Genomic DNA, 24,486 nt, shown 5'->3' on the forward strand with positions numbered 1-24,486 from the left:
GCCCGACCGCAGGACCCGCACCACGAACGCCTCCGCACAAAGCGCCCCACCGCCCCAGCCCGCACCACCACTCCTGAACTCCCCGGAAGAGAGAGGCCCGCTCACATGAACACCGCGACCCCAGCGGCCACCAGCACGCGCACCGCGGCGATCTCCGCGATCGGCCTGCGCAAGTCGTACGGCGACAAGGTGGTGCTCGACGGCATCGACCTGCAGATCCCCGAGGGCACGATCTTCGCCCTGCTCGGCCCCAACGGGGCGGGCAAGACCACCACGGTGGAGATCCTCTCCACACTGATCACGGCCGACGGCGGCCAGGCGCGGATCGGGGGCCACGACGTGGCCGCCGACGCCCGCTCGGTACGCGGCCTGATCGGCGTCACCGGACAGTTCGCCGCCGTCGACGGCCTGCTCACCGCCGAGGAGAACCTGCTCCTCATGGCCGACCTGCACCACCTGAGTCGCGGCGAGGGCCGGCGGCGCACGGCCGAACTCCTGGAGCGGTTCGAGCTGACCGAGGCGGCACGCAAGAACGTCGCGACCTTCTCGGGCGGCATGCGCCGCAAGCTCGACCTGGCGATGACGCTGGTCGGCCGGCCGCGGATCATCTTCCTCGACGAACCGACCACGGGCCTCGACCCGCGCAGCCGCCGCGTGATGTGGGAGCTGATCCGGGACCTGGTCACGGATCAGGGCGTGACGATCTTCCTCACCACGCAGTACCTGGAGGAGGCCGACCACCTCGCCGACCGCATCGCGGTGCTCGACCACGGCAGGCTCGTCGCCGAGGGCACCGCGGAGGAGCTGAAGCGGCTGATCCCCGGCGGCCATGTCCGACTCCAGTTCGCCGACGAGGACGAGCTCGCCTCGGCGGCCGCGATCTTCGGCGTCGCGACCCGCGACAACGAGTCGCTCACTCTGCAGATCCCCAGCGACGGTTCGGTCGCCAACCTCCGCGCCATCCTCGACACCCTCGACAGCACCGGGCTGCGGGCCGAGTCGCTCACCGTGCACACCCCCGACCTCGACGACGTCTTCCTCACTCTCACGGGCAAGCAGAACGCCGCCACCACTCAGAAGGAGTCGAACCGATGAGCACCGCCACCCTCACCCCGGCCGAGCCCGCCAAGGCCGACCGCTCGTACGCCCTGCGCGACTCCATGACGATGCTGCGCCGCAACATCAAGCACATGCAGCGCTACCCGTCGATGACGATCTCGATCCTCGTGATGCCGCTGCTGATGCTGCTGCTCTTCGTGTACGTCTTCGGCGGCGCGCTCGGCATGGGCATCGGGGCGGGCGACGACCGCGGCGACTACATCAACTACCTGGTGCCCGGCATCATCCTGATGGCGGCGACCTCGGGGGCCGTCGCGACGGCCGTGTCGGTCTGCACCGACATGACGGAGGGCATCGTCAACCGCTTCCGTACGATGTCGATCTCCCGCGGCTCCATCCTCACCGGCCATGTCCTCGGCAGCGTCATCCAGGTCACGGCGGTCCTGGTACTCGTCACGGGCGTCTCCCTCGCGATCGGCTTCCGCCCGAACGCCACGCTGATCGAGTGGCTGGCCGCCCTGGGCCTGCTCGTCTTCCTCGCCTTCGGGATGGCCTGGCTGTCCGCGGCGATGGGCATGGGCGCCAAGACGGTCGAGTCCGCGAGCAACGGCCCGCTGCCCCTGACCTTCCTGCCCTTCCTCGGCAGCGCGGTCGTCACCCCGGACTCGATGCCGACGGCGCTGCGCTGGTTCGCCGAGTACCAGCCCTTCACCCCGATCAACGAGACCCTGCGCGGCCTGTTCCTCGGCACCCCGATCGGCAACGACGGCTGGATCGCCCTGGCCTGGTGCACGGCCCTCGCCCTGATCGGCTACCTCTGGTCCCGGGCGGTCTTCAACCGCGAGGTCACCCGCTGACCCGAAGGGCCCCAGCGAACCACCACCCCGGTCCGCTAGGCTGTCCCCGGTACTTCTCCTGGCCATCCCCCAGGAGAGCCCGGGACCACGCAGCCGACGGGGCCCCGAGCACCACGCCTTCGTAGCTCAGGGGATAGAGCACCGCTCTCCTAAAGCGGGTGTCGCAGGTTCGAATCCTGCCGGGGGCACAAGCGCAAAGGCCACCTACCGATCCTGGTAGGTGGCCTTTGACGTCTACTTCTGACATCAACGGCCGCGGTCACTCACGACCGGGCCGCCTCGCGCGGAGGCCTGCGGAGGCGGCGACGCGGGTGAAGGAGCGGTACACATTGCGCGGCTCGACGGGGCGGCCCGTGCTCGTGGTGAAGACGTAGCCGCATTCCTGCCACTTCTCCCCCGCCTTGGCCCGCTGATTCTGCCGCATCCGGTGCATGGCGAGGACGAAGGCGGCGTACAGCGGGTCGCGACGGGCGGCGGCGAGAAAGCCGAGCGTCTCGTCCAGGGACCAGGGACCCAACTCTCGCGCCTCCGCCTGGGGCGGCTCGACGAGGGCGCGGGTGCGGCCGGTGGGGAACGTGGTGAGGATGATGCCGCCACGCCGGAGGAATCGGGGGTGCCCCTCAGCGAGTTTCAGGCACATAGAGGGAGCAGCGGGTCTCCGAGACCCGCTGCCAGGGAGGGTATTCCATTCCTGTCATCGTGTGACGTCAGTTCTGTCCGGGTGGGGCATGGCCGGCCGGGTTCTGGTTCTCGCTCTCCTGCGTGAGCCCGCCGCCTACGCAGCTCGGCTGCTGGCCACCGGGCTGTTGGCCGCCATTGTTGGTGCACTGGGTGTCGACCGGCTGGATCTTGGCGTCAGCGACACCTGCGCCGCCGATGCCCAACGCGAACGCTGCGGCGCCTGCGGCGAGTGCAGCTCCCAGCCGTCTGGGTGTCAGCCTGCTCGGCATCTTGAATCAGCTCCCTCTCGGCTGCGCGACAACGTCTTCAGTCGCCTTGTCCTTGCTCGGCTGCGCGACAACGTCTTCAGTCGCCTTGTCCTTGGCAACGCTTGTAGCGCCTATCAGGCATGTCAAATCATGGGCCGCATTATGGACAGACCATCTCATTGTGGACATACGGGAGGATCGCCGCATGGGTCACATCCGGGACGAGAGGCGGCGTCGCCCTTCCCGCAAGCTGCTCTTGCCGCAGCTCTCGACTCGGTGACCAGCCAGTAACCGTGACCACCGGGCTGCTGCATGTTCGAGCCCAGTGACCTTGCGTCGTAATCGGGCCGTCAAGTCGACCACTGACATCGGCAGCTGACATCGACAGGGCACATAGCGGCGGCCGGCGGGCCCCAGCGGACCAGCGATCGAGGTGGCACGCGGGTTGATTCCGCACCCGGAGCCGACGTGATCGACCTGCTAGGGATGAAGCCCTGAGGTAGCGGTACATCAGCGAAGCACAGCAACCACAGCAGCCGGTCCTGTCCCGTGGCATCCCTGTAGACCCAAAGTGCGGCCTGTATGTGCGTGATTGGCCGATCTCTATCGAGCTATGGATCAGAAGGGCCGGGCGATTCCGTGGGCTTCGAGCGCGTCCGTGGAGCGCTGAAGCTCGGCCACCAGGTCGGCATGGAGGAGAGTCGCCGCGTGCCGGACCTCCTCCAGGTCGCCGACGGCGCACAGTTCGACGAGCTCGGCCACGTCTGACTGGAGGATGCTGAGGGTGTCCGCCTGGATCAGAACGCCGGGGAGGCGGCGGCCTGGGATACGGACCACGGCGTCGTTGCCGCCGTCGGTGAACAGCTCATCCTGCCGGGGGCACAGACCGCAGGGCCACCTACCGATCTCGGTGGGTGGCCCTGCGGGTTTGCTGCCGGGATCAGAAGAAGGTCTTGAAGCGGGTGGAGTCGCTGCGCAGGGGCAGGGGGTGGGCCGGGTCGAAGGGGCGGGTCGTGCTGTTGCGGCCGGAGTACGACGCGGAGCCGCCGGGGCCGGCTGCGTAGAGGTCGGCCACGCCCTGGCCGTTGATGCCCGCCGGGATGATGTGGGTGTACTTCTGCCAGCCGCCGCCGATCTTGCGCCGGGCCGTGAACGTGCCGTCGCCCCTGCCCAGGTAGAGCCAGAGCGTTCCGGAGGTGTCGCGGGCCAGGAGGTCGCCGCCCGCCGCGCCCGCGATGTTGCCCGGGGCCGTGAGCAGGTTGTAGACGCCCCAGCCGCCACCGATCCTCTTGCGCGGCTTGAACGGGGACTTGGCGTCCCCGGTGGAGGCGTAGAACCACAGCACACCCGACGTGTCCGTGGCCAGGAGGTCGCCCCGGCCGTCGCCGTTCAGGTCCGAGCCGCCGACGAGCTTGTTGTAGACCTGCCAGCCGCCGCCGACCTTCGTGCGCGGCAGCAACTTCTGCTTGTCGCGCCGGTGGAGCCAGAGCACGCCGTCGCGGTCGCGGCCGACGACGTCGTCCGTGGCGGCCATCAGCGTGTACGTGTTCCAGCCCGTGCCCAGCACGTCCGGCTTCGGGTCGCGCACGACCGGTGGGCAGCCCTCCTCGTGGCAGTCGGGGCTGTTGCCCATGGCGTTCAGCTGGCTCATGTCGTACGCGGAGAGGTTGCCGGAGCTGTCGCGGACCAGCGCGTCCGCGTGGGCGTTGTCGTTGAAGTCGCGGGGCGCGGTGCCACGGTCCACCGTGGTCGTACCGGTCTTCACCGCCGCCGGGCCCACCTGGGACGCCGGGTAGGCGGTCATCTTCCAGGTGTACGCGCCGTTGTAGGCGCCGATCACCTGGTCGAGGTACCCGTTCCACTTGATGAATTCGTCGTAGTAGCTCCACAGTCGCACCTTGCGCCCGGTGGCCACATGTGTCAGTTCCAGCGAGACCCCCATGTCCGAATCGCTGGTCTGCCAGGTCACACGCCTGTCCGTGCCGTCGAAGCGGTACACGCTCGGAACGTTCGCCTGCGTCACGACCATCTCCAGGGGGCGCTGCCCGTCCGCGATCATGGGCGCCACCGGGTTGCCGCTCGCGTCGAGCGAGAGGCGGAAGAGGCCCTGGCCCTGCGCGAAGGTGCCGCCGGACAGCAGGAACGTGCCGTCGCCGATGGGGGTGCCACGGTACGCGAGGTCGAGGAGCGGGATCTTCCGGCCGTCCTTCAGCGACTTCAGGACCATGGGCCTGTCCGGGTACGTGACCCCGTCGACGACGAGCCCGGGGCCGCCCGTGATCGCCAGCCAGTCCCCGCCGAGGACGATCTGCGCCCGGTAGGGGAGGGTCTCGCCCTGTTTGGTCTTCCGGTCCACGATCCTGGTCTTGCCCACCCCCGGTTCCCAGAGCACGTGGTCGGGCGTGATCTGCGCGAAGTCGCTGTGCCAGCCGGTGGAATAGGTCTCGACGGTGGCAGCCGTGGCCACGTCGATCAGGGCGATGCGGAAGTCGAAGTCCGGGGCCGAGGTCTCCACGGCGACCGTTCCGGGCGGGGAGCCGTAGAACGTCCAGGGGACGCCGGGCGGCATCCCCGTCACCTTGCGGTCGACGACCTCGCCGCCGGGCGCCCGGCTGACGAGGTGGAGCTCCTTGGTCGCCGTGTCGAGCATCACGAGCGTCGTGCCGTTGACCTCGCGCAGCGTGTACGGGACGTCGATGACGACCGGTTCGCCGCCCTCGGCCATGTCGTGGACGGTGTGGCGGGTGCCCTCGCTCGCCACCACGACGTCGGCTCCGACGGCGCCTCGGTACGTGATCCCGTCGCTCTTCGGGAACGTGGTGCCCGAACCGTCGGCGTACCGCATCCAGACGTGGACACCGTCCGTCCGGACGCCCAGGAATCCGCTGGGGCCCGCGGTCAGGTAACCGCCGGTGAACGGGAAGGCCGCGTCCCCGGCGCCCTGCCGCGCGACCTCCCCCGCACCGGCGGGGGGCGCCGTCGCGGCGGTCGCCGGGCCGGCGAGCGTACCGGCGGTCGTGGCGGCCAGGGCGACGGCGACACCGACGGCGGTCAGCCGGAACCGGGAGGTACGGGCACGGCCGTGGGCATGGGCGGATGACATGGAGTGGAGCCTCCTCGGAGACGGGCGGGTGGGTCCGGCGTGGTTCCCCACGCCCCAACAAGACCCGCGAGGAGGTCGGACAGTTGTACGGACGTGCACTCAGGGTTGTACGGGAGGTCGCCCGCCGTTCTCCGACCGCCACTACTCCCAAGTCGCCGTGTCGGGGTCGATGCCGTGGGCGCGCGCACCGGCGTCGACGATCCGGCGGAACCATGAGGCGAGGCCGGCGCGGATGCCGTCGTAGTGGGCGGCGAAGCCCGGATCGGACTCGTACATGCGGCCGAGACACACCTGCATCTGCCGGGAGAGGGGGGAAGTACGAGGCGAACATCTCCCGGTGCCGTTCGACGAGTTGGTTCGCCTCCGGGCTACCGGGCGTAACACCGGCGTCCATCGCCTCCGCGAGCGCACGGTCGAGTTCGGCGTTGGCATCGGCGACGGCCTGCCATTCCTCCGGTCCGCGCGTGGCCGAGCGTTCCGCGTACGGCCGCCACTGCACGGTGTCTCCGTAGCGCTCGCGCGCTCGGGCGGGCGAGTCCGGGTCCCAGTCGGGGCCGAAGATCGCGGCCTGCTGCTCGACGGTCAGCAGCAGGCCACGCTCGTGGGCCTCGATCATCCGGTCCAGCCCGGCCCCGAGCCGCTGGAGGCGGTCGATCCGTTCGGCGACCTGGGCGCGCTGCGCGCGCAGCGCGGCGGGCAGGTCCGCGGTCCGGTCGTCCAGGACGACCCGGATCCTGTCGAGGCCGAGGCCCAGCTCCCGGTAGACGACGATGCGGTGCAGGCGTTCCATGTCGCCTGCGGTGTAGAGCCGGCACCCGGCGGGAGTGCGCAGCGACGGTCGCGAGTCCGTGAGGCGACGACGGAGGCAGCGGCTCCCGCTCGTTCCGGCGCGTCACATGTCGGGAAGATCGATGCGCTCCCCCGCCGAGAACATCAGCACCGCCGTCGTCATGAGAATCGCCCCCACCCCGACGAGCACGAGCGCGGCCGGCGGGATCGCGAGCCGGCCACCGTCGCGGGTGGCCCATGCGCGGACGCCCAGCCAGGCCGCGCCCATGGCCGCGAGGATCGCTCCGCCGAACTGGGCCAGCAACAGCAGCCAGAGGACGAGCCGGGCGAGCGTGCCCAGCACGAACGAGAGCAGCAGACCCAGCATTGATCCCCCTAGACACACGTGAACTGACGCAATGACATCACCTTCCGTGAACCGAGTCAACAGAGGCTCTCGGTAAACCGAGGTCACCAGGCCGCCGTCGTCACGCCCGGCACGTCAGCCGCATCTGGCCCGCCGCGTGGTGCGCCCCCTCACGCGCATCCGAGCCCCAGTCCTGGCCGCGGTCCAGGAGGCGGACCGTGAAGGTGGGGGTGCCGAGGGGGTAGCTGCCGACCGGGAGGAGCGCACCGACGTTCGCGGGCTGGTAGACGGTGAAGGTGGCGTACGGAGTGCCGTTGGCCAGGACCTGGTAGAACGTGGGCTCGCCCGCGGCGTCCCGGGGGCGCGGCGGGCTGGGGACGTGGACCGCCAGGGCGCACGTCCCGTACCCCTCGCCCACGTGCCAGCTCCAAGTGGCCCGGCCGTCATGGTCCTTCGTCGAACTGCCCGACATCGGCACGGCCGAGAAGCGGCCGTCGCAGCCCCCGCCACGGAAGCCGCCGGCGTTCACGGTGTACCAGCCCTCGAAGCCGTCGCTGAACCGGCCCGTCTCCGTGTAGGTCGCCCCGGCTCCCGTACAGCCCGGGCCCGCCCACACCTCGTACGGAGGGAGAGAGGTGTGCGGTGGCCGGGTGGACGCGGACGGGTGGGCGGACGTCGAGGGAGAGCCGGCGGACGATGTGCTCGCGCTCGGCAGGGCCGACCCGGCTCCGCCGGGAAACGCCGTCGGGCCGTTCCGCGTCGGCAGGGTCCGTACCGGAGGATCCGATGCCGCCGCCGGTGGCCGCTCCTCCGAGTCGTCGCGCAGGGACACGACCAGCGCCAGGCACCCCACCGCCACCACGGCCACCAGCGCCCACGCGGAGCCGCGCCGTGTACTCGTCCGGTCGACGCCGCCGCCCCGCCGTGTCCCCATGAGGTCGACGCCGCCGCAGCGCCGGCACGCCATTCCCGGCAGCGGGCCTCGGCCCGCTCCACCGCATTCCTCGCATGCCATAGCCGCACACCTTACGGCCCAATCAGCGGAGTTCCTCCGGGCATGCGGTTCCTCGCGGGAAGAACTTGTACGGCGCGGAGAGCCGGTACACGCCCGCCTTCGGCGCCAGAAGCTCCGTCCACTCGTCGCCCTCCCCGTCCGCCTCCGCCTTCAGCAGACAGCCGGACTCGTTGAGGAAGACCTTCTCCAGCTCCGTCGGCGACTCCTCGCGGGCCGCCTTCGACGCCTCCGTCTCCTGCGGAGGCTCGATCTTGCCGCCGTTCTCGTCGACCAGCGCGAGCCACGGCGAGTAGGGCACCCGGATCAGCACCCGGCCCGGCCCGTCGACCTCGATCACGACCTCGTTGGCGCCCGCCCGCAGCACGTCGGCCGGCGGGTTGGCGAGCGGGGTCGGGTCGTCCACCTCGAACAGCCGCCAGTTCTGGTCCGACCAGACCTGCCTCAGGTACGGCAGCCCGTCCCCGACGAGCTCCGCCTCCAGCTCCGCGCCCGAGTCCGGTGCCCCGGTCGGCAGGACCACGTAGTGCACCGCCCAGCGGTCCAGCCAGTCCTGGTAGTTCGTGGCGTTCAGGGTGTCGTCGTAGAAGAGCGGGTTCCGCTCCATGTCAGCCTGCCGGTTCCAGCCCCGCGCCAGGTTGATGTACGGGCTGAGGGCCGAGGACTCGCGGTGACTGGAGGCCGGCACGACCTCGACCCGCGCCTTCTCCGCCCCGCGCACCTGGAGCTGGTTGATCAGCGGCGCGACCTCGCGCGTCCACGACGCGTCCGGGGCGGTGCGGATGACGTCGTCGACGCCCTTGAACCCGATCCAGACGTTCAGCCCGGCGAACGCCAGCAGGATCGCGTACCACGTGCGGGAGCGCGGGACCGCGTACGGCAGCGCGGCGAGCAGCACCACGCCCGCGAAGAGCATGACGAGCCGCGAGACGTTCGAGCCGATCTGCGAGTCGATCAGCCAGGTCAGCAGTGTGCCCGCGGAGTACACGGCCGCGCCGGTACGGACCGTGCGCCAGTCGCGCGGCACGAGGACGAGGCACAGCACCCCGAAGAGGAACGGCAGCGCCGTGGAGGCCCACGACATCGGCTGCGTACCGGAGAAGGGGAAGAGCCAGGAGGAGACCGCGACGACGAGCACCGGGGCGAGACCGAGGGCGTACGCGCCCGGGCGCCGCCGGTTCAGGAAGAGCGCCGCCGCCGCGACACCGAGGAAGAGACCGGCGACCGGGCTGCAGGCGGTCGCGAGCCCGGCGAGCGGGGCGGCGACCGCCGCCTTCGCCCAGCGTCTGCGGCGCCAGCGGTACGGCCAGCAGAAGACGGCCGCGACGGCGCCCAGCGCGAACATCATGCCGAGCCCGAACGTCACCCGCCCCGACAGCGCGTTGCACAGGAACGCGAAGACGCCGGCCAGCGAGCACGCCAGCGGATTGCGCACCGTCCGGACCCGCACCAGGATCAGCGCCGTGAGCCCGGCCGAGACCGTGCCCGCGATCATCATCGTCGAGCGCACGCCGAGCACCGACATGACGTACGGCGAGACGACGCTGTACGAGACCGGGTGCATCCCGCCGTACCAGGCGAGGTTGTACGCGGAGTCCGGGTGACGGCCCACGAACTCGGCCCACGCGTCCTGCGCGGCGAGGTCGCCGCCACTGTTCGCGAACAGGAAGAACCAGAGCACGTGGGTGAGCGCCGCGAGAGCCGTCGCGATCATGACGGGGTAGCGGCGGCGGCGCCTGCGCGGGCGCTGTGCGGGAGCCGGCTCGGCGGGTCTCCGGGGTGTCGGGAGGTCTATTCGCGCGGAGACGGAGGGACGCACGGAGGAATGCGGGGGCACGCTCTCGTCGGCGCGTGTCGGCTCGGCGGTGGTCACTCGCGGCCCTCTCCCGTGCTACTCCCGAACTGCCTTTCGCCCATGTCCTGGCCTCCGGAACGCTAACAGCAGGGCGCCCCGGAGAGACCGGGGCGCCCTGACAAGTCAGCCCAGACGGGTCAGCTTCTTGTCGAAGCCGGGCTCCACCAGGTCCTTCTGGAGGGAGACGGGCGCGCTGACCTTGCCGGTGCCGGTGCCGATGGACACCTGGCCGACGACGTCACCCGCCTTGCCGGTGTGCGGGAGGGCCTTGCCGCCGTCGGTGAGCTCCAGGTCGACCTTCAGACCCGGCCAGCCGACGGCCTTCAGCTCCTTGTCGGCGACGACCTGGGTACGGCCCCCGAGGCCGTCGTCGATGTAGCCGACGACCTGGCCCTTGCGGACCACGGCGGCGGAGGTGACGTCCTTCTGGGCCTGCTGGATCAGCGCGAGGCTGAGGTCGATCGACTTCTGGAGCTTCTTGTGCAGCGTCGCGGCGTCCTTCACTCCCATGACGATGCCGAGGATCCGGCGCTGCTTGCCGTCGATCACCGTGTTCGCGGACCAGAGCAGGTTGCCGCCCGCGGGCGTGGAGGAGCCGGTCTTGATGCCGCTGACACCGGGCTCCAGCACGATGTTGTTGTTGTTCTCGATCTGACCCGGGATGCCGTCGACGGTGAGGTTCGGCATGTTCACGATCTCGCGGAACACGTCGTACTGCATGACCGCCTTGGCCAGCTTCAGCTGGTCCTGCGGGGTGGAGACGGTGGTCGCCTCCAGGCCCGACGGGTCGGTGTACGTCGAATCCGTCATCCCGAGGTCCTTCGCGGCGGCGTTCATCTTCTCGACGAACGCGGCCTCCGAACCGGCGTCCCAGCGGGCGAGCCGTCGGGCCACGTTGTTCGCGGACGGGATCATGAGGAGCTGGAGCAGCTCCTTCTCCGAGTACTTCTGGCCCTCCTTGACCTGCGCGGTCGACTCGAACTCCGCGCCGGCCTCGTCGGCGGCCTTCTTGTCGATCTCGATCTCGGGGCCCTCGTCCTTCCCCTTGATCGGGTGGTCGCGAAGGATCACGTACGCCGTCATGGTCTTGGCCACGCTGGCGAGCGGGGCGGGCTTCTGGGGCCCGTACGTACCGAGCGAACCGACGCCCTCGACCTCGGCGGCACCCTGGCCCTCGGTGGGCCACGGCATCTGCAGCTCGCCGCCCTCGAAGGTGAACGTGGGGGCGGCGGAGAGCGTGAGGGTGGGGTTGGGGAGCGGTCTGACGAACTGTACGACCGCAAAGACGATCAACAGCAGGACGACGAGCGGCGTCCAGATCCGCACGCGCCGCATGGTGTTGCGCATCGGGGTCGGCGGCGGGGGCGGGGTGTTCGTCAGCTCGGCGAGCAGGTCGAGCGGGGGCAGCGGCGGCATCGGCTGCTGCCTGGTCCGCTCGGCCTCGCCGAGCGACGGCGGGGGTACGGGGGCGGAGGCGGCGGGCTTGGGGGCCGTCGGGGCCGCCGTGGGGGCCGCCGTGGGCGTCTCGGGCCGGAGGGGCACGAAGGTGCTCGGGCGCTCCGGGGCGGGCTTGGGGGCGGACTGCGGGGTGGACGGGCGGGTGGGCTCCGGGGCGACCGGCATCTTCAGCATGGCCGTGGGCTGGTCCACGACCGGCGGCCGGACTGCGCGGAACATGGTGGTGGGCTGATCGACGGGATCGGCGTCCGCATCGACGGGGGCGTCCGCGGATCCGTCGGCGGCGTCCTGCTCGTCGGCCTCGGCCTCGGCCTCAGCCACGGCCCCAGCCTCGGCCGAGGCCTGCTGCTCGGCGGGCTTGCGCGCGAACCAGGACGCTCCGGAGGGCGTGCGGGCGTCGGAGACGGGCGCCGCGTCGGACGCGTCGACGTCGCTGTCGTCTCCGGCGTCGTCGTCGCTGTCGTCGGCGCCGACGCCGGCGTCGGCGTCGGCGTCGGCTGCTGCGTCACTGTCGGCCGGCTCGGTCTCGGTCTCGGCCGAGTGGTCGTCGGCGCCCTGCGGAGCCTCTGCGGCCTCGCCGGCGCCCTCTCCCGCGTCCTCGGCGGCGTCGTCGTCGACGGCGTCGTCCTCGTCGGCGTCGTCCTCGTCGTCGGCGTCGGAGGCCCGCTCGCCGGAGCTGTCGGCCTCGGGAGCATCCGTGGCGACCCAGGCCGCCACCGCGGCCCTCAGCCGGTCGCCCTCCCCGGCCGCCTCCGCAGAGTCCTCCGTGTCCCCGGCATCCGCGGCGTCCCCGGCATCCGCCGACTCGACTGCGTCCTCGGCGTCCGCGGCGTCCGCGGCGTCCGCGGCGTCCACCGACTCCTCGGCATCCGCCTCGCCGCCGTCGTCCGACGGCTCCGCCGGAGCGTCGTCCTCCGGCTTCCGGGGCGCCAGCGCCCTGAAGACGGCCGTCGGCTGGTCGACCCGGACCGGTGACGCGGGCTCACGGAGAACCGACAGCCGCGGATCCCGGCCGCCACCGCCGGCAGTCGTGTCCTCCGAGGACTCCTGCTGCTCCGCCTTGTCGGGGGACTCGCCCGCCACCGTGCCTCCTCCATGCGTCATGCGTACGTCCGAACCATGTACCAGTGTCCTGTGTGAACCCCTTGGCCCCCGTGCTAGACGAGAACGACATACCTACTGGTTCCCGTACGAAGCACCCAGGCGCTCTCGACAGATGAATGTGAGAGGGGTCACCCTGTGACTCATCCACGCGGGGAGGCATGGATGGGCAGGAGCCGCAGAACAATTCCGGAGGAGCTTCTGCTGCTCGCTCTGGACCCGGCCACGGGTACCACAGCGCAGCCGCAGTCGCTCGACCTCGGCCTGGCCGGAGCACAGCTAGTGGAGCTGGCTCTGGCAGGACGGATAGCCCCTGACGGGGATCGTATCGCCGTGGTGATGCCACGGCCGACCGGAGATCCGACTCTGGACTCCGCACTGGAACTGCTGCGCCGTCGCGGCAGCCCGGTACGGGCCGTCCACTGGATTGGCGGGCCCCGACTGGGGCTGCGCCAGATCTACCTCGCTCATCTGGAGCGCTGCGGCATGGTGCATGCCGTGGAGGGCCAGATGTGCGGAGTACTGCCGACGACTCGCTACCAGGCGACGGACACGGCTATCAGCCGGGACATCAGGGCCCGGCTGGACAGTGCGATCCGCACCGGCGTACCGCCGGACCCGCGGACCGCGGCGCTCGCCGCGCTGGCCCACGCGGTCGGTCTCGGCAAGCACCTGTACCCGGGGAACGAAGGACGGTCGTCGCGGTCCCGGCTGCGCGACCTGATCCGGCACGACCCCATGGGCGGACTCGTGGCGCACGCCGTGATGGACGTCCAGAACGGCGTGGCGGCCCAGCCGCGCCGCAGTGCGCCCGGTGGCGTGCCGCAGCAGCCGCGTCGCGGCAGCATGGCCCGCGTCGCCGCGCACTGAGCACGTACGCACCACAGAACCCGTCAGGGAGCCGCACGGACGACGTGTGCGGGGCGGACCTCAGGGTCCGCACCGCACACGTTGTCGTCATTTCCCAGCGCACGGCGCACCTTTGGTGGCAGTCTGCCAAGCAGTAGATACGTACAGCTACGCAGCCGACAGCCGGAGGTGCAGTTTCCGTGGCGTCCAACGTCAACCCCACCGTCAGGCGACGCCGATTGGGCCAGGAGCTGCGCCGGCTCCGGGAAGCGAAGAACATGACGGCCGAGCAGGTCGCCGAGCGTCTCCTCGTCTCCCAGTCGAAGATCAGCCGCCTCGAGAACGGCCGCCGTTCCATCAGCCAGCGCGATGTCCGCGACCTGTGCGGGGTCTACGAGGTCGAGGACGAGCGGGTCGTCGAGTCGCTGATGCAGATGGCCAAGGACTCCCGCCAGCAGGGCTGGTGGCACGCCTTCGGCGACATCCCGTACAGCGTCTACATCGGCCTGGAGACGGACGCGGAGAGCCTGCGGGTGTACGAGCCGCAGATCATCCCCGGTCTGCTGCAGACGCACGGCTACGCGGAGGCCGTGATCACCGGCGCGCTGCCGGAGTCGAGTCCGACGGACATCGACAAGCGGGTCACCGTCCGCACCCGGCGCCAGGACCGGATCAAGGACGAGGAGCGTCCGCTGCGGCTGTGGGCCGTCATCGACGAGGGGGCGCTGCGCCGGGTCGTCGGCAACAGGCAGCTGATGATCCAGCAGCTGGAGCACCTCGTCGAGCAGTCGCAACTGCCGCACGTCACCGTGCAGGTTCTGCCGTTCGAGATGGGCGCGCATCCGGGTATCAGCGGTCACTACGCGATCCTGGAATTCCCGGACACGTCCGATTCGAGCGTCGTGTACATCGAGGGCGTCACGAGCGACCTGTATCTGGAGAAGGCGCAGGACGTCGCGAAGTACAGCGTGATGTACGAACATCTGCGGGCGCAGGCGCTGAATGTCGAACAGACCCGGGAGTTCATTTCGGACATCGCCAAGTCCTACGCGGCCGGCTGAACGCCGGAAACGACTGATCCATCCGAATTCTCTGATTCGGGGGTGAAAGCGGTCATTCGACCCGACCCCCGGCTGAAGAGGTCGGTACGGTACACCGCGGAATCGCTCCCATGGAAGTCCAGTTGGAATATGCCATCCGGTCGGGTGAACGTCAGCCCCACGCGACAGGACCGGCGAGTAGCGTCGATCACGCCAGCCTGAAGGTTGGCGCGACACACCACTGGCAGAACCGGAGTGAAGAACATGGCGATTATTCAGGGCGCGACGGACACCTGGACGAAGTCCTCCTATTCCGGCGGCAACGGGGCTTGCGTCGAAGTCAAATCGCCCGTCGTCGCGGCGATCGCGGTCCGGGACTCCAAGGCCCCCGAGGGTCCGGCCATCGCCTTCGGCTCGGCGTCGTGGAACGCCTTCGTCGGCGAAGTGAGCAACGGGGCGTTCTGAGCCCGCGTGTTCGGAGCACCACAGGTACGTACGGAAAGAGCCCTCTCGACCGGTCCGCCGTCTTGGCCGAGGGGGCTCGGCCATGTCCTCAGCGGAGTCGGTCCACGTACCGGTCCGTGCCCGGGATCGTGGGGATGAAGGGGGCGACCAGTTCGACCCGGCCCGTGTCGGCGGCGAGCGTGGTCAGGTCGGCGAAGTGGTCCGCCCAGCAGGCGCGCGGGTCGCGTTCCAGGAACCAGAGCAGGGTCAGCCGGGTGTCGACGCCCTCGACCTGCTTCACGTAGGTCATCCGGTCCCCCGGCAGCGGCGTCGGGCGGAAGACGGTGACCATCGCGGCCGGGGAGCCGGTGAGACGCTTCGGCAGTTCGCGTGCGACGAGCTGTTCGAGCAGCTCCGCCCGCGCCTCGGGGCTCTCCGCGTCGATCACCTGGAGGATCAGGCCCTGGTACGGGTGGTCGAGGGCGTGGAAGTCGCGGGGGCCGGCGGCGCCGTCGCGGTAGACGGTCGCCTCGTGGTCCTGGAAGGCCGTGAAGACGTGCGTACGGTCGCGGTAGACGCGGGCGTCGCGGTTGAGCCGCTTGTTGATGCCGACGGTCCACTTCATGTGGGCGTCGTAGCGGCCCTCGGTGACCCAGTAGGTGGAGAGGTAGCAGCCGGCCGTGACCGGCTGGGCGACGGCGGACTTCTCCGGGGCGCGGAGCTCCTGGAGGTCGCGGGTGGCGACCCAGCGGCGGCCGGCGAACATCCAGGGCATCGCCATGGCGCCCGCGTAGTAGTGGTCGTCCTCGTACCAGCGGTTGTAGGCGTACTCGTGGCCCGGGTGCGGCTCGACCATCGTGATCAGGGCGTGGCCCGGGTGCACCCCGTACGGCCCGACCGCCGCCAGCTCCGCGTACGTCTCGTCACTCATCCGTACCCCTTCCCTTGTCCTTCCGGGGTCCCTACTCTGACGGGTCGTCAGATCGATCGCCAGAGTCGGGAGGCACCCGGATGCTGCTCCAGGGAAAGACCGTGGTCGTGTCGGGCGTCGGCGCCGGGCTCGGGCACCGGATCGCCGAGACGGTCGTACGGGACGGGGGCAACGCGGTCCTCGGCGCGCGCACCGAGGCCAACCTCGTCAAGTCGGCCGCCGAGATCGACCCGGAGGGGCGCCGCACCGCCCACCGCGCCACCGACATCACGGACGAGGCGCAGTGCGAGGCGCTCGCCGCGCTCGCGCTCGACCGGTTCGGCGCCGTCGACGCCGTCGTCCATGTCGCCGCCTGGGACAGCTACTTCGGCGGGATCGAGGACGCCGACTTCGCGACCTGGCAGGGCGTCCTGGACGTCAATCTGCTGGGCACCCTGCGGATGACGCGGGCCTGTCTGCCGGCGCTGAAGGAACGGGGCGGCTCCGTCGTCCTCATCGGTACGCAGTCGGCGATCGCGGCGCCCTCGCAGGTGCGGCAGGCGGCGTACGCGGCCTCGAAGGGGGCGCTGACCTCGGCGATGTACTCGATGGCGCGCGAGCTCGGTCCGCACCGGATCCGGGTCAACACGGTGCTGCCGGGCTGGATGTGGGGCCCGCCGGTCCAGGCGTACGTCCAGTTCGCGGCGCTCACGGAGGAGGTGCCGGAGGCCGAGGTGCTCGCCCGGCTCACGGAGCGGATGGCCCTGCCCGAGCTGGCGACCGACGGGGACGTGGCCGAGGCGGCGGCGTTCCTCGCCTCCGACCGGGCGCGGGCGATCACCGGGCAGTCGCTGCTGGTCAACGCGGGTGAGCTGATGCGTTAGCGGCCGCGGACGGAGACCCGGGCCGCACGGTACGCGACGGCGCACCGTGCGGCCCTTTTTGACCCCATCTGGATTCAGGAATGTGAACGCAGGTCAACAAGAAGAACGATTTTACTCTCTCTTGACCTGCTGTCGCGTTGTCCTCGCCTGACAACTCCCCACACCATGAACGGCGTTCACAAGGCGGACCGGACCCCTGGAGGGGGCTCAATGAACAGTCTCGACTGGGCCGTGCTCATCGGCTATTTCGGCGTCATGGTCGCGATCGGAGTCTGGTCCCACAAGCGCGTGGACGACGTCTCCGACTTCTTCACCGCCGGCGGCAAGATGCCCTGGTGGCTCTCCGGCATCTCGCACCACATGTCGGGCTACAGCGCGGTGATGTTCACCGGGTACGCGGGCATCGCCTACACGTACGGCGTCACCTCGTACGTCACCTGGTCCTTCCCGATCGCGATCGGCATCGCGATCGGCGCCCACCTCTTCGCACCGCGCCTCAACCGGCTGCGCTCGCGGCTCCACGTGGCCTCCCCGCTGGAATACCTCAAGAACCGGTACAACCTCCCCACCCAGCAGGCGCTCGCCTGGTCCGGCGTCCTGCTGAAGATCGTCGACGTGGGCGCCAAGTGGGCCGCGATCGCCACCCTGCTCTCGGTCTTCACCGGGATCTCCCTCAACCAGGGCATCCTCATCACCGGTGTCATCACCGGCATCTACTGCACGGTCGGCGGACTCTGGGCGGACGCGCTCACCGAACTCGGCCAGTTCGTCATCCAGTTCTTCGCCGGAATCGCGATGCTCGTCGCCGTCCTCGCCGAGCTGGGCGGGGTCAGCGCGCTGTGGGACGTCTGGGACCGGCCCGAACTCCAGGGCCACACCGCGCCGACGGCGGGCCCGTACACGCTGACCTTCCTGCTCGCCTACCTCTTCATCAAGACCTTCGAGTACAGCGGCGGCATGTGGAACCAGGCCCAGCGCTACATGGCCACGCCCAACGCCCGCGAGGCCACCCGCTCCGGCCGGCTCTCGGCCGTGCTGTGGTTCGTCTGGCCGCTGGTCCTCTTCTTCCCCATGTGGGTCGCGCCGCTGCTCGTCGACCCGAAGAAGCCCGACGCCTCCGACAGTTACGCCCTGATGACCGAGCAGCTGCTCCCGCACGGGCTGCTCGGCCTCGTCATCGTCGGCTTCTTCTCCCACACGATGGCCATGTGCTCCTCCGACGCCAACGCCATCGCGGCCGTCTTCACCCGGGACATCGCCCCCGTCATGAGCAAGGCGGCACGGCGCTGGACGCAGCAGGCCGGTCTGATCGCGGCGCGCTGGTCGACGATCGCGTTCCTCGCGCTGTCGATGGCGGTCGCCACCCAGGTCAACTCGCCCACGTTCAAGGACATCATCACCGTCGTCATCAAGTGGGTGGCCGGTCTGATGGGGCCGATCGCGATCCCGTTCATGCTGGGTCTGCTGCGGACCTTCCGGAAGTCCGGCCCCACGGCGGCGCTGGTCTCCTGGGCCGCGGGGCTGTTCGTCTTCTGGCTGACCAACTACGGCCTGGACGGCGTCGAGCTCCAGATCCAGATCGTCTCGCCGCTCGCCACCTCGCTGGTCCTGTACATCCTGATCGGCTTCGTCAAGCCCGAGGACACCCCGGAGCGGGACGCGATCCTGGCCAGGATCAACGAGGACCCGGACGAGGACGGCGGCGCCGCCGTCCCGCCGCAGGCGTCGGGCGAGCCCGCCGCCCAGCCGCGGGCGTAGTCCGCGTCGTCCCGGCCGGCCCGCGGGCGCGCCCGGCCCGGTCCGACCGCGGGCGTGGTCGGCGGGGTTCACCCCGGTGTGCGTCAGCCCCTGGGGTAGCGGGCCAGCCAGCCGGGGTGGGACTCCGCGGGGCTGTGCAGGGCGGCGCCCTGGGTCATCTCCATCGCGAAGTCGTCCGCGAGTTCGAGGATCGTCGCACGGCCCTCCAGTTCGGCCAGCCAGGCCGGCGGGAGGGCCGTCTCGCCGTGAAGGGCGCCGAGCAGCGCGCCCGTGACGGCTCCCGTCACGGCGGACGGGCCGTCGTGGTTGACCGCCAGGCGCAGGCCGTGGCGGATGTCCTCGCCGACCAGGGCGCAGTAGACGGCGGCGGCGAGCTGGCCCTCGGCCCGGTCCTCGTCCGCGCCGAGGTCCGTGACCCGCAGGGCGTTCGGCATCCCCTGCCGTACGGCTCCGAGAGCCTGCTGGAGCGCGGCGGTGACGGGCTCGTGGCCCGGGCGGAGGCTGAGCTGCGCCAGCGCCCGCTGGACGGAGCCGTCGACGCTCTCGCCGCGCGCGAGACCGTGGACGACGACGGCGAGCGCGCCGGCCGCGAGGTGGGCGGCCGGATCGCCGTGGGTCTGCGCCGCGCACTCGACGGCGAGCTGGCAGACGAGCTGCGGCTCCCAGCCGACGAGGAGGCCGAAGGGGGCCGAGCGGACGAGCGCCCCGGAGTCCGCGGCGTCCGGGTTCTTGGGCTTGTCGAGGGTGCCGAGGATCTCGTCGCCGAGGCCGGTGAGGCAGGCGCGGGCCGGGTCGCGGCGGGCGTAGAGCCACTCCTCGCGGGCGAGCCAGCCGTTGTCCGTACGGCGCTCGTCCGGGCCCCAGTCGCGCTGGGTGGCCGCCCACCGGAGATGGGCGCGGTGGACGTCGGTGGGCGGGTGCCAGGCGCCCGTGTCGCGGCGGACCTGGGCGCGTATCAGCCCGTCGACGGTGAAGAGGGTCATCTGGGTGGCGGCGGTGACCGCACCGCGTCTGCCGTACGCGGCGGCCGGTTCCATGAGGCCCTCCGGGCCGTGGGCGGCCCTGATCCCGTCCAGGGAGAGCGCCGCGACCCCCGCGCCGAAGGCGTCGCCCACCGCACCGCCGAGGAGGCAGCCGCGGACCCGGGCCCGGAAGTCCTGCTGTTCGGCGCGGCCCCACACGGCCGCAGCGGTCGTGGTCACGACGTGCCCTCCCCCGAAACCCTCGGCGCACCAGATCTCGCAGCACTGTAATCGACCGGGTTCGCGCATTCGCGGGACGGAACGTTTTGCGATCGGACGCCTTTCTGTCCATCTTCGACCGCCGTTCACCGGCAGTTCCGACATGGCTTGAACGATCCGCCGCGTGACACGATTCAAGACCTCCGCCACCGCCGCCGTCGCCGCCGCCGCCCTCGTCCTGGGCGTCACCGCACCGGCCGCCACGGCGCACGACAGCCACCGCTCCGACAGGGGCGGCCACTCCGCCCACCGGGACCGCTCCTCCGTCCCCTTCACGGCCGCCACCGTCACCGAGAACGCCGACGGAACCTTCACCGTCGCCTGGACCGCCCCCGGCGTCCGTGGCGTGACGGTCCGCACCGACGGCCGCGCCGTCGCCCGTGGCGGCTCGGCGGGCAGGGTCACGGTCTCCGGCCTGCGCGCCGTCGACCGCCGCTGGTTCGACCTCGTCCCCGACCGGGGCACCGCGCTGCGCCTCGCCGACCGGCTGATCAGGCTCCAGGGCACGGTCAACTTCCGTGACGCGGGCGGCTACCGCACCGCCGACGGCCACTGGGTGAAGATGGGCGAGATCTACCGCTCCGACGCCCTCAACCTGCTCACCCCGGACGACCTCGCCAAGCTGAAGCGCCTCGGCATCCGTACCGTCTTCGACCTCCGCATGGAGAGCGAGCGCGCCAAGGACCCCGACCGCGTTCCCGCCGGCGCCACCCATGTCGTCGCCGACGTCCTCGCGGGCACGCCCGCCTTCACCGCCATGCCGAAGACCCCGGCCGAGGCCGAGGCCATGATGGTCGAGGGCAACCGCTTCATGGTGAGCGGCGACACCGCCGAGGCCGCGTACACCTCGGTCTTCGACGGCATCGCGGACGTGGACCGCCACGGCGTCCTCTTCCACTGCACGGCCGGCAAGGACCGTACGGGCTGGAACAACGCGGCCCTGCTCACCGCCCTCGGTGTCCCCGAGGAGACGGTGATGGCCGACTACCTGGCCAGCAACACCTACCGGGCCGCCGCCAACGAGGCGATCCTCTCCCACCTCCCGGCCCCGCAGGCCGCGGTCTCCAAGCCGCTGCTCGACGTGCGCCCCGAGTACCTCGACGCCGGCTACACCGAGGTCCGCGAGGAGTACGGCTCGTTCGGGTCCTACCTGCGGCAGGGGCTCGGCATCGACGGGCGCGAGCTCAAGGAGCTGAAGCGGGACCTGCTGGTCGGCTGACCCCCTCCGCTGCCACGGTCAGGGCCACCGTCCTCGCCCTGACCGTTCCGAGCAGGACGTCGAGCCGTCCGGCGTCGGTGCCCGGGCAGGCGTCGAGCTCGACGAGATGGTTCCGCAGGTCGGCGACGTCCGACCAGAGGTGCGGCAGCCCGGTGATCCGCTCCCATGTGCGCAGGGCGGGCTCCCATCGGGCCAGGGCCGCCTGCGCGACCACCAGCAGGCGGAGTTCCTCGACGGTGGGCTCGTCCGGGACGGTGAAGCTGTGCTGCCGTTCGAAAGCCCGCCACAGCTCGCCCGCGGCCCCGCACCCCCGGATCCGGCTCTCCGCGATCGCGAGCAGCAGCAGGCCCTCCCGGTGTCCGGACTCCCGCATGGCCGACGCGGCCTCCCGCGCCTCCTGGAGCCGCCCGAGACGCAGCAGCGACCACGTGACCGTCTCCAGGTGGTCCTGCCGGTCTCCCGGCGGCAGGACCGACAGGACGTCCAGCGCCTCCTGGTGGCGCCCGAGGTGGAACAGTGCCACGGCACGGCGACCGGCCGACCGGTCCGGTCCGGCGGCCGTGCACCGCTCCAGATCGGCGAGCGCCTGCGCGGAGCGGCCCACCAGCTGGAGCAGGAACGCCCTCTCCTGGAGGGCCTCGGTCCCGGAGCCGCGGCCCGCGGCGACCAGGTGGTCCATGTCGGCCAGGCCGCCCCGGACGTCTCCGAGGAGGCACCGCAGCCGTGCCCTGCGCTCCCGCGCCCAGCGGTGCTCCGGGTCGAGCTCCAGGGCCCGGTCGACGTCGGCCAGCGCCTCGGGCAGCCGCCCGGCCGCCGTACGCGCCGAGGCCCGGCGGATCCAGGACGCCACGGAGTCCGGGGCGAGCGCCGCCACCGCGTCGCAGTGGGCGCGCCCCTCGTCCGTGGCACGCGCCTCCCGGTAGGCGAACTGCCGCAGCAGCAGCATCGCCTCCACGCCGGGCTCGAGCTCCACCGCCCGCTCCAGGTCGGCCAGTGCGCGCAGGGGTTGCCGCATGCTCCGGTACGCCCGGCCCCGGACGGCGAAGGCGTACCAGTGGTCCGGCTCCAGTGCGAGTGCCCGGTCGGCGTCCGCCACCGCCTCCTCGTGGCGCCCGGCCCGCAGGTGTGCGTCACCGCGTTCCCTGAGCACCATGGCCGGGTCGTCGGAGGCCTCGACGGCTCGGTCCAGCGCGGCGAGCCGGGCGGCCGAGTTCCCCAGCCGTTCGAGGATCCGCGACCTCTGCACCATGGCCCAGGCGTAGTCCGGGCGCAGGTCGACGGCCCGGTCCAGGTCCGCGAGCGCCTCTTCGAGGCGCCCCAGGTCCAGCAGCGCGAGGGCCCGGCTGCCCAGCGCCCAGGTGTAGGAGGGGTCGAGGGCGAGGGCCCGGCCGAAGTCGGTGAGCGCCTGCTCGGGCCGACCGCGCTTCCAGTGCAGGAAGGCACGCTGGGCCGGTACCCACGCCATCTGCGGCCGGCACTCCTCCGCCCGGTCAAGGTCGGCGAACGCTCCGGTCTCGTCCCCCGACTCCAGGCGTACGTCGGCACGCCGCAACAGTGCCCACCAGTAGTCCGGTTCGATTTCGACGGCGCGGTCCAGATCGGCCAGTGCCTCTCTCGTGCGCCCCAGCCGGTACCGGGCCTGACCGCGCGTCGCGAGCACGGCGGCGCTCTCGGGTCCGAGCGCCAGCGTCCGGTCGCAGTCCGCCACCGCCTCCTCGTACCGCTCCATACGCCGGTGGAGTTCCGCGCGCTCCCGGAGGATCCACGGCGTGTCCGGCGCGTGGGCGTCGGCCCGGTTCAGCCGTTCCAGCGCCCCGGCCAGGTCGAGCCGGAGCAGGCGCACCATCCCGAGGCCGTAGTGGGCCCGGGCGCACTCCGGGTCGAGGGCGAGAGCGCGCTCGTAGTCGGCGGTGGCGCCGGTGTCGTCCTCGGCCCACCGGCGGAACTTGGCGCGGACGACCAACGCGGCCACCTGGCCTTCCGGCCCGAACCCCGCGCGGGACAGCAGGAGTCCGAGGAGCGAGGCCACCGGCTGGTTCTCGCTCTCCAGGGCCGCCAGCGCGTCCCTGCCCCAGCCGCGCAACACCTGCGCGTCCGCGTCCTCGCCGGCGTCGGCCAGTACGCGCGCCCAGCGGCGGGCGGTCGCCGCGCCCTCGTCGCAGGCCTCCACGCCGTCGCGGAGCACTGTGGGCAGCGCCGCCGCGGGGCCCGCGCACAGCCGGTGGTACGACTCCTCCAGGCGGGCGTCCCGCCAGGGTTCGTGCTCCCAGCGCTCGTCCTCCCGCAGTCCCTCGGCGGCCGCCTCCGCCCAGCTCGCGAAGGCGGCGGCGAGCCGTTCGTGGTCCTCCCGCCAGCGGCGGGCCGACTCGGTGCGGCGCAGCAGCAGCATCGGGCCGCGGACGACGTCGTGGTACTGGAGGTGTCCGTCCCGGTGGGCGACGAAGGGCAGGGTCCGCAGCCAGTCGAGGAGCGCGGGGTCCTCCTGGGAGGCGACGGTGAAGACGTCCTCGTTCAGCCGCCGGGGCAGCGCTCCGGCATTGGCGGCGTCCTTACGGGTCCGGTCGGGCACCCCGCTCAGGAACCGGGCCACGGCGGTGGCGCCGGCGAGGCCGACCTCGCCGGGACGGGCGGCGAGGGTGGAGACCAGGACCGGGAGGCCGCCGGAGAGGCGCAGGACGTCCTGGACGACGCCCTCGTCCACCACCCCCTTCGCCGTCAGGAGTTGGCGCGCCTCCGCCTCGGTGAACGGGTCGAGCGGCATGTCCTGCACGAAGTCGGCGTGGTCCGCCCAGGAGGAGGGGTCGAGCCGGTCGCGGCCGGCGACGACGAAGACGGTGGTGGCGGGCAGAGCCCCGTACCGTTCGGTGGTGATCAGGTCGCGCAGCCAGCCGTCGAGATAGGGCGCGGTGCGCTCGTAGGTGTCGAAGAAGAGCGCGAGCCAGGAGACCTCGGCCGCCACCCGCTCCAGGTCCGCCACCAGTACCGGGGTGAGGGCGCGCACCGGGTCGAGGACGAGCTGCACGTCGTCCTGGTTGCGGAACCGGGCGCTGAGGAGCGCCCGCAGCCGGTCGGTGCGGTGGGCGAGACGGTTCGGGTCGACGGCGCCCGCGAAGGCGCCCACGACCGGGATCATCCCGGCGCCGATGAGCCCTGCCTGGGCCAGGGCCGTGCTGCCCGCCGAGGGGGCGCCCCCGGGCGCCTCCCCGGCCTCGGCCGCGGCGATCGACGCCGCCTCGGCCTCGTGCCGCCGCTGCAGGTAGGCGGCGAGCTGCCGGTCCAGCGCCTTCAACGGGTGCCCCTGCCGGGCGAAGGAGGCGGCGATCTCCGCCATCACCTCGGGGATGCTGTCGAGCCCTTCGTCGGCGTACGCGGTCACGGCGCCGCGTCCCGCCGCGACGTCCGTCAGCTCTCCGACGAGCGTGGTCTTGCCGACACCCGCGTCGCCTCGCACATGGAAGACGAAGCGATGCCGGTCGTCCTCCACGGGAACGTCGAAGTTCTCCCGGAACAGGGCGAGTTCGTCGCGTCGACCGACGAATCCGGCCCTCTTGCGCCGCTGGAGCAACGCCTGCATCGACGGTCGCGCGCCGTTGGTCATGCGTCGAGTGTTCCAGCACGCCCCGCGCCGCGCG

Annotated in this window: 17 protein-coding genes, 1 tRNA gene and 2 pseudogenes; 9 read left to right on the forward strand and 11 right to left on the reverse strand. The window is 71.5% G+C overall.

Features of this window, described 5'->3' with window-relative positions:
* Nucleotides 1-105: 105 nt before the first annotated feature.
* The 3 genes from ACZ3IJ_RS18655 to ACZ3IJ_RS18665 all read left to right on the forward strand — a co-directional run bounded on the left by ACZ3IJ_RS18655 (nt 106) and on the right by ACZ3IJ_RS18665 (nt 2,104).
* Nucleotides 106-1,095: an ATP-binding cassette domain-containing protein gene (locus tag ACZ3IJ_RS18655; RefSeq protein ID WP_467469461.1), complete on the forward strand. Its 990-nt coding sequence runs from the start codon at nt 106-108 to the stop codon at nt 1,093-1,095.
* Entirely contained in the window at nt 1,092-1,916 is an 825-nt protein-coding gene (locus ACZ3IJ_RS18660) for an ABC transporter permease (RefSeq protein ID WP_467469463.1), read from the forward strand. Before ACZ3IJ_RS18655 ends, ACZ3IJ_RS18660 begins: the two co-directional genes overlap by 4 nt.
* 115 nt (nt 1,917-2,031) lie before the next feature.
* Nucleotides 2,032-2,104, forward strand: a tRNA-Arg gene (locus ACZ3IJ_RS18665).
* A gap of 86 nt (nt 2,105-2,190) precedes the next feature.
* Here the strand turns inward: ACZ3IJ_RS18665 and ACZ3IJ_RS18670 are convergent.
* The 8 genes and pseudogenes from ACZ3IJ_RS18670 to ACZ3IJ_RS18705 form a co-directional block, all read right to left on the reverse strand.
* Nucleotides 2,191-2,484: pseudogene (locus ACZ3IJ_RS18670) on the reverse strand (site-specific integrase); the annotation flags it as partial.
* A gap of 979 nt (nt 2,485-3,463) precedes the next feature.
* On the reverse strand, nt 3,464-3,751 hold the full coding sequence (locus ACZ3IJ_RS18675; protein ID WP_467469708.1) for a DUF6959 family protein: 288 nt from the start codon (nt 3,749-3,751) through the stop codon (nt 3,464-3,466).
* A 34-nt stretch (nt 3,752-3,785) separates the two neighbouring features.
* Nucleotides 3,786-5,948: a hypothetical protein gene (locus ACZ3IJ_RS18680; protein ID WP_467469465.1), complete on the reverse strand. Its 2,163-nt coding sequence runs from the start codon at nt 5,946-5,948 to the stop codon at nt 3,786-3,788.
* Nucleotides 5,949-6,089: 141 nt separating this feature from the next.
* Nucleotides 6,090-6,780: pseudogene (locus ACZ3IJ_RS18685) on the reverse strand (MerR family transcriptional regulator).
* Nucleotides 6,781-6,840: 60 nt separating this feature from the next.
* The gene (locus tag ACZ3IJ_RS18690) at nt 6,841-7,104 is read right to left on the reverse strand and encodes a hypothetical protein (protein WP_467469467.1); all 264 of its coding nucleotides are present in this window, start codon (nt 7,102-7,104) and stop codon (nt 6,841-6,843) included.
* 100 nt (nt 7,105-7,204) lie between these two features.
* The gene (locus tag ACZ3IJ_RS18695; protein ID WP_467469469.1) at nt 7,205-8,098 is read right to left on the reverse strand and encodes an adhesin; all 894 of its coding nucleotides are present in this window, start codon (nt 8,096-8,098) and stop codon (nt 7,205-7,207) included.
* Between the two features lie 22 nt (nt 8,099-8,120).
* Complete coding sequence (locus ACZ3IJ_RS18700) at nt 8,121-9,968, reverse strand: MFS transporter (RefSeq protein WP_467469471.1); 1,848 nt, start codon at nt 9,966-9,968, stop codon at nt 8,121-8,123.
* 105 nt (nt 9,969-10,073) lie between these two features.
* Nucleotides 10,074-12,512 (reverse strand): D-alanyl-D-alanine carboxypeptidase family protein, encoded by a 2,439-nt coding sequence (locus ACZ3IJ_RS18705; RefSeq protein WP_467469473.1) that lies wholly within the window; start codon nt 12,510-12,512, stop codon nt 10,074-10,076.
* Nucleotides 12,513-12,674: 162 nt separating this feature from the next.
* On the opposite strand from ACZ3IJ_RS18705, the gene ACZ3IJ_RS18710 reads away from it, so the two are divergent.
* From ACZ3IJ_RS18710 to ACZ3IJ_RS18720, 3 genes are all read left to right on the forward strand, one after another.
* The gene (locus ACZ3IJ_RS18710; protein WP_352187145.1) at nt 12,675-13,379 is read left to right on the forward strand and encodes a GOLPH3/VPS74 family protein; all 705 of its coding nucleotides are present in this window, start codon (nt 12,675-12,677) and stop codon (nt 13,377-13,379) included.
* 179 nt (nt 13,380-13,558) lie between these two features.
* A complete protein-coding gene (locus tag ACZ3IJ_RS18715; RefSeq protein WP_467469475.1) occupies nt 13,559-14,419 on the forward strand; it encodes a helix-turn-helix domain-containing protein in 861 nt (286 codons plus the stop codon).
* A 243-nt stretch (nt 14,420-14,662) separates the two neighbouring features.
* Complete coding sequence (locus tag ACZ3IJ_RS18720) at nt 14,663-14,863, forward strand: DUF397 domain-containing protein (protein ID WP_391800894.1); 201 nt, start codon at nt 14,663-14,665, stop codon at nt 14,861-14,863.
* A gap of 88 nt (nt 14,864-14,951) precedes the next feature.
* On the opposite strand, the gene ACZ3IJ_RS18725 is transcribed toward ACZ3IJ_RS18720, so the two are convergent.
* Complete coding sequence (locus ACZ3IJ_RS18725; RefSeq protein ID WP_467469478.1) at nt 14,952-15,773, reverse strand: hypothetical protein; 822 nt, start codon at nt 15,771-15,773, stop codon at nt 14,952-14,954.
* 80 nt (nt 15,774-15,853) lie between these two features.
* On the opposite strand from ACZ3IJ_RS18725, the gene ACZ3IJ_RS18730 reads away from it, so the two are divergent.
* Both ACZ3IJ_RS18730 and ACZ3IJ_RS18735 read left to right on the forward strand, forming a co-directional pair.
* Nucleotides 15,854-16,636 (forward strand): SDR family oxidoreductase, encoded by a 783-nt coding sequence (locus ACZ3IJ_RS18730; protein ID WP_467469480.1) that lies wholly within the window; start codon nt 15,854-15,856, stop codon nt 16,634-16,636.
* A gap of 210 nt (nt 16,637-16,846) precedes the next feature.
* Nucleotides 16,847-18,394: a sodium:solute symporter family protein gene (locus ACZ3IJ_RS18735; protein WP_467469482.1), complete on the forward strand. Its 1,548-nt coding sequence runs from the start codon at nt 16,847-16,849 to the stop codon at nt 18,392-18,394.
* An 83-nt stretch (nt 18,395-18,477) separates the two neighbouring features.
* On the opposite strand, the gene ACZ3IJ_RS18740 is transcribed toward ACZ3IJ_RS18735, so the two are convergent.
* Complete coding sequence (locus ACZ3IJ_RS18740) at nt 18,478-19,596, reverse strand: ADP-ribosylglycohydrolase family protein (protein ID WP_467469484.1); 1,119 nt, start codon at nt 19,594-19,596, stop codon at nt 18,478-18,480.
* Nucleotides 19,597-19,759: 163 nt separating this feature from the next.
* Here ACZ3IJ_RS18740 and ACZ3IJ_RS18745 point away from each other — a divergent pair, with 163 nt between their 5' ends.
* Nucleotides 19,760-20,854 (forward strand): tyrosine-protein phosphatase, encoded by a 1,095-nt coding sequence (locus ACZ3IJ_RS18745; protein ID WP_467469486.1) that lies wholly within the window; start codon nt 19,760-19,762, stop codon nt 20,852-20,854.
* Here ACZ3IJ_RS18745 and ACZ3IJ_RS18750 read toward each other — a convergent pair.
* Nucleotides 20,820-24,452 carry a tetratricopeptide repeat protein gene (locus ACZ3IJ_RS18750; RefSeq protein ID WP_467469488.1) on the reverse strand — a complete coding sequence of 1,211 codons (3,633 nt, stop codon included), beginning with the start codon at nt 24,450-24,452 and terminating at the stop codon, nt 20,820-20,822. The two genes, ACZ3IJ_RS18745 and ACZ3IJ_RS18750, sit on opposite strands and share 35 nt — an antisense overlap.
* Nucleotides 24,453-24,486: the final 34 nt, after the last annotated feature.

This window comes from Streptomyces sp. NPDC013317 (genome assembly GCF_055563155.1).

Excerpts from the sequence above, each read along its gene's own strand:
- ACZ3IJ_RS18655 (WP_467469461.1), top strand. The coding sequence starts at position 106 with ATGAACACCGCGACCCCAGCGGCCACCAGCACGCGCACCGCGGCGATC.
- ACZ3IJ_RS18660 (WP_467469463.1), top strand. The coding sequence starts at position 1,092 with ATGAGCACCGCCACCCTCACCCCGGCCGAGCCCGCCAAGGCCGACCGC.
- ACZ3IJ_RS18680 (WP_467469465.1), bottom strand. The coding sequence starts at position 5,948 with ATGTCATCCGCCCATGCCCACGGCCGTGCCCGTACCTCCCGGTTCCGG.
- ACZ3IJ_RS18690 (WP_467469467.1), bottom strand. The coding sequence starts at position 7,104 with ATGCTGGGTCTGCTGCTCTCGTTCGTGCTGGGCACGCTCGCCCGGCTC.
- ACZ3IJ_RS18695 (WP_467469469.1), bottom strand. The coding sequence starts at position 8,098 with ATGGCATGCGAGGAATGCGGTGGAGCGGGCCGAGGCCCGCTGCCGGGA.
- ACZ3IJ_RS18705 (WP_467469473.1), bottom strand. The coding sequence starts at position 12,512 with ATGACGCATGGAGGAGGCACGGTGGCGGGCGAGTCCCCCGACAAGGCG.
- ACZ3IJ_RS18710 (WP_352187145.1), top strand. The coding sequence starts at position 12,675 with ATGGGCAGGAGCCGCAGAACAATTCCGGAGGAGCTTCTGCTGCTCGCT.
- ACZ3IJ_RS18720 (WP_391800894.1), top strand. The coding sequence starts at position 14,663 with ATGGCGATTATTCAGGGCGCGACGGACACCTGGACGAAGTCCTCCTAT.
- ACZ3IJ_RS18725 (WP_467469478.1), bottom strand. The coding sequence starts at position 15,773 with ATGAGTGACGAGACGTACGCGGAGCTGGCGGCGGTCGGGCCGTACGGG.
- ACZ3IJ_RS18730 (WP_467469480.1), top strand. The coding sequence starts at position 15,854 with ATGCTGCTCCAGGGAAAGACCGTGGTCGTGTCGGGCGTCGGCGCCGGG.
- ACZ3IJ_RS18735 (WP_467469482.1), top strand. The coding sequence starts at position 16,847 with ATGAACAGTCTCGACTGGGCCGTGCTCATCGGCTATTTCGGCGTCATG.
- ACZ3IJ_RS18750 (WP_467469488.1), bottom strand. The coding sequence starts at position 24,452 with ATGACCAACGGCGCGCGACCGTCGATGCAGGCGTTGCTCCAGCGGCGC.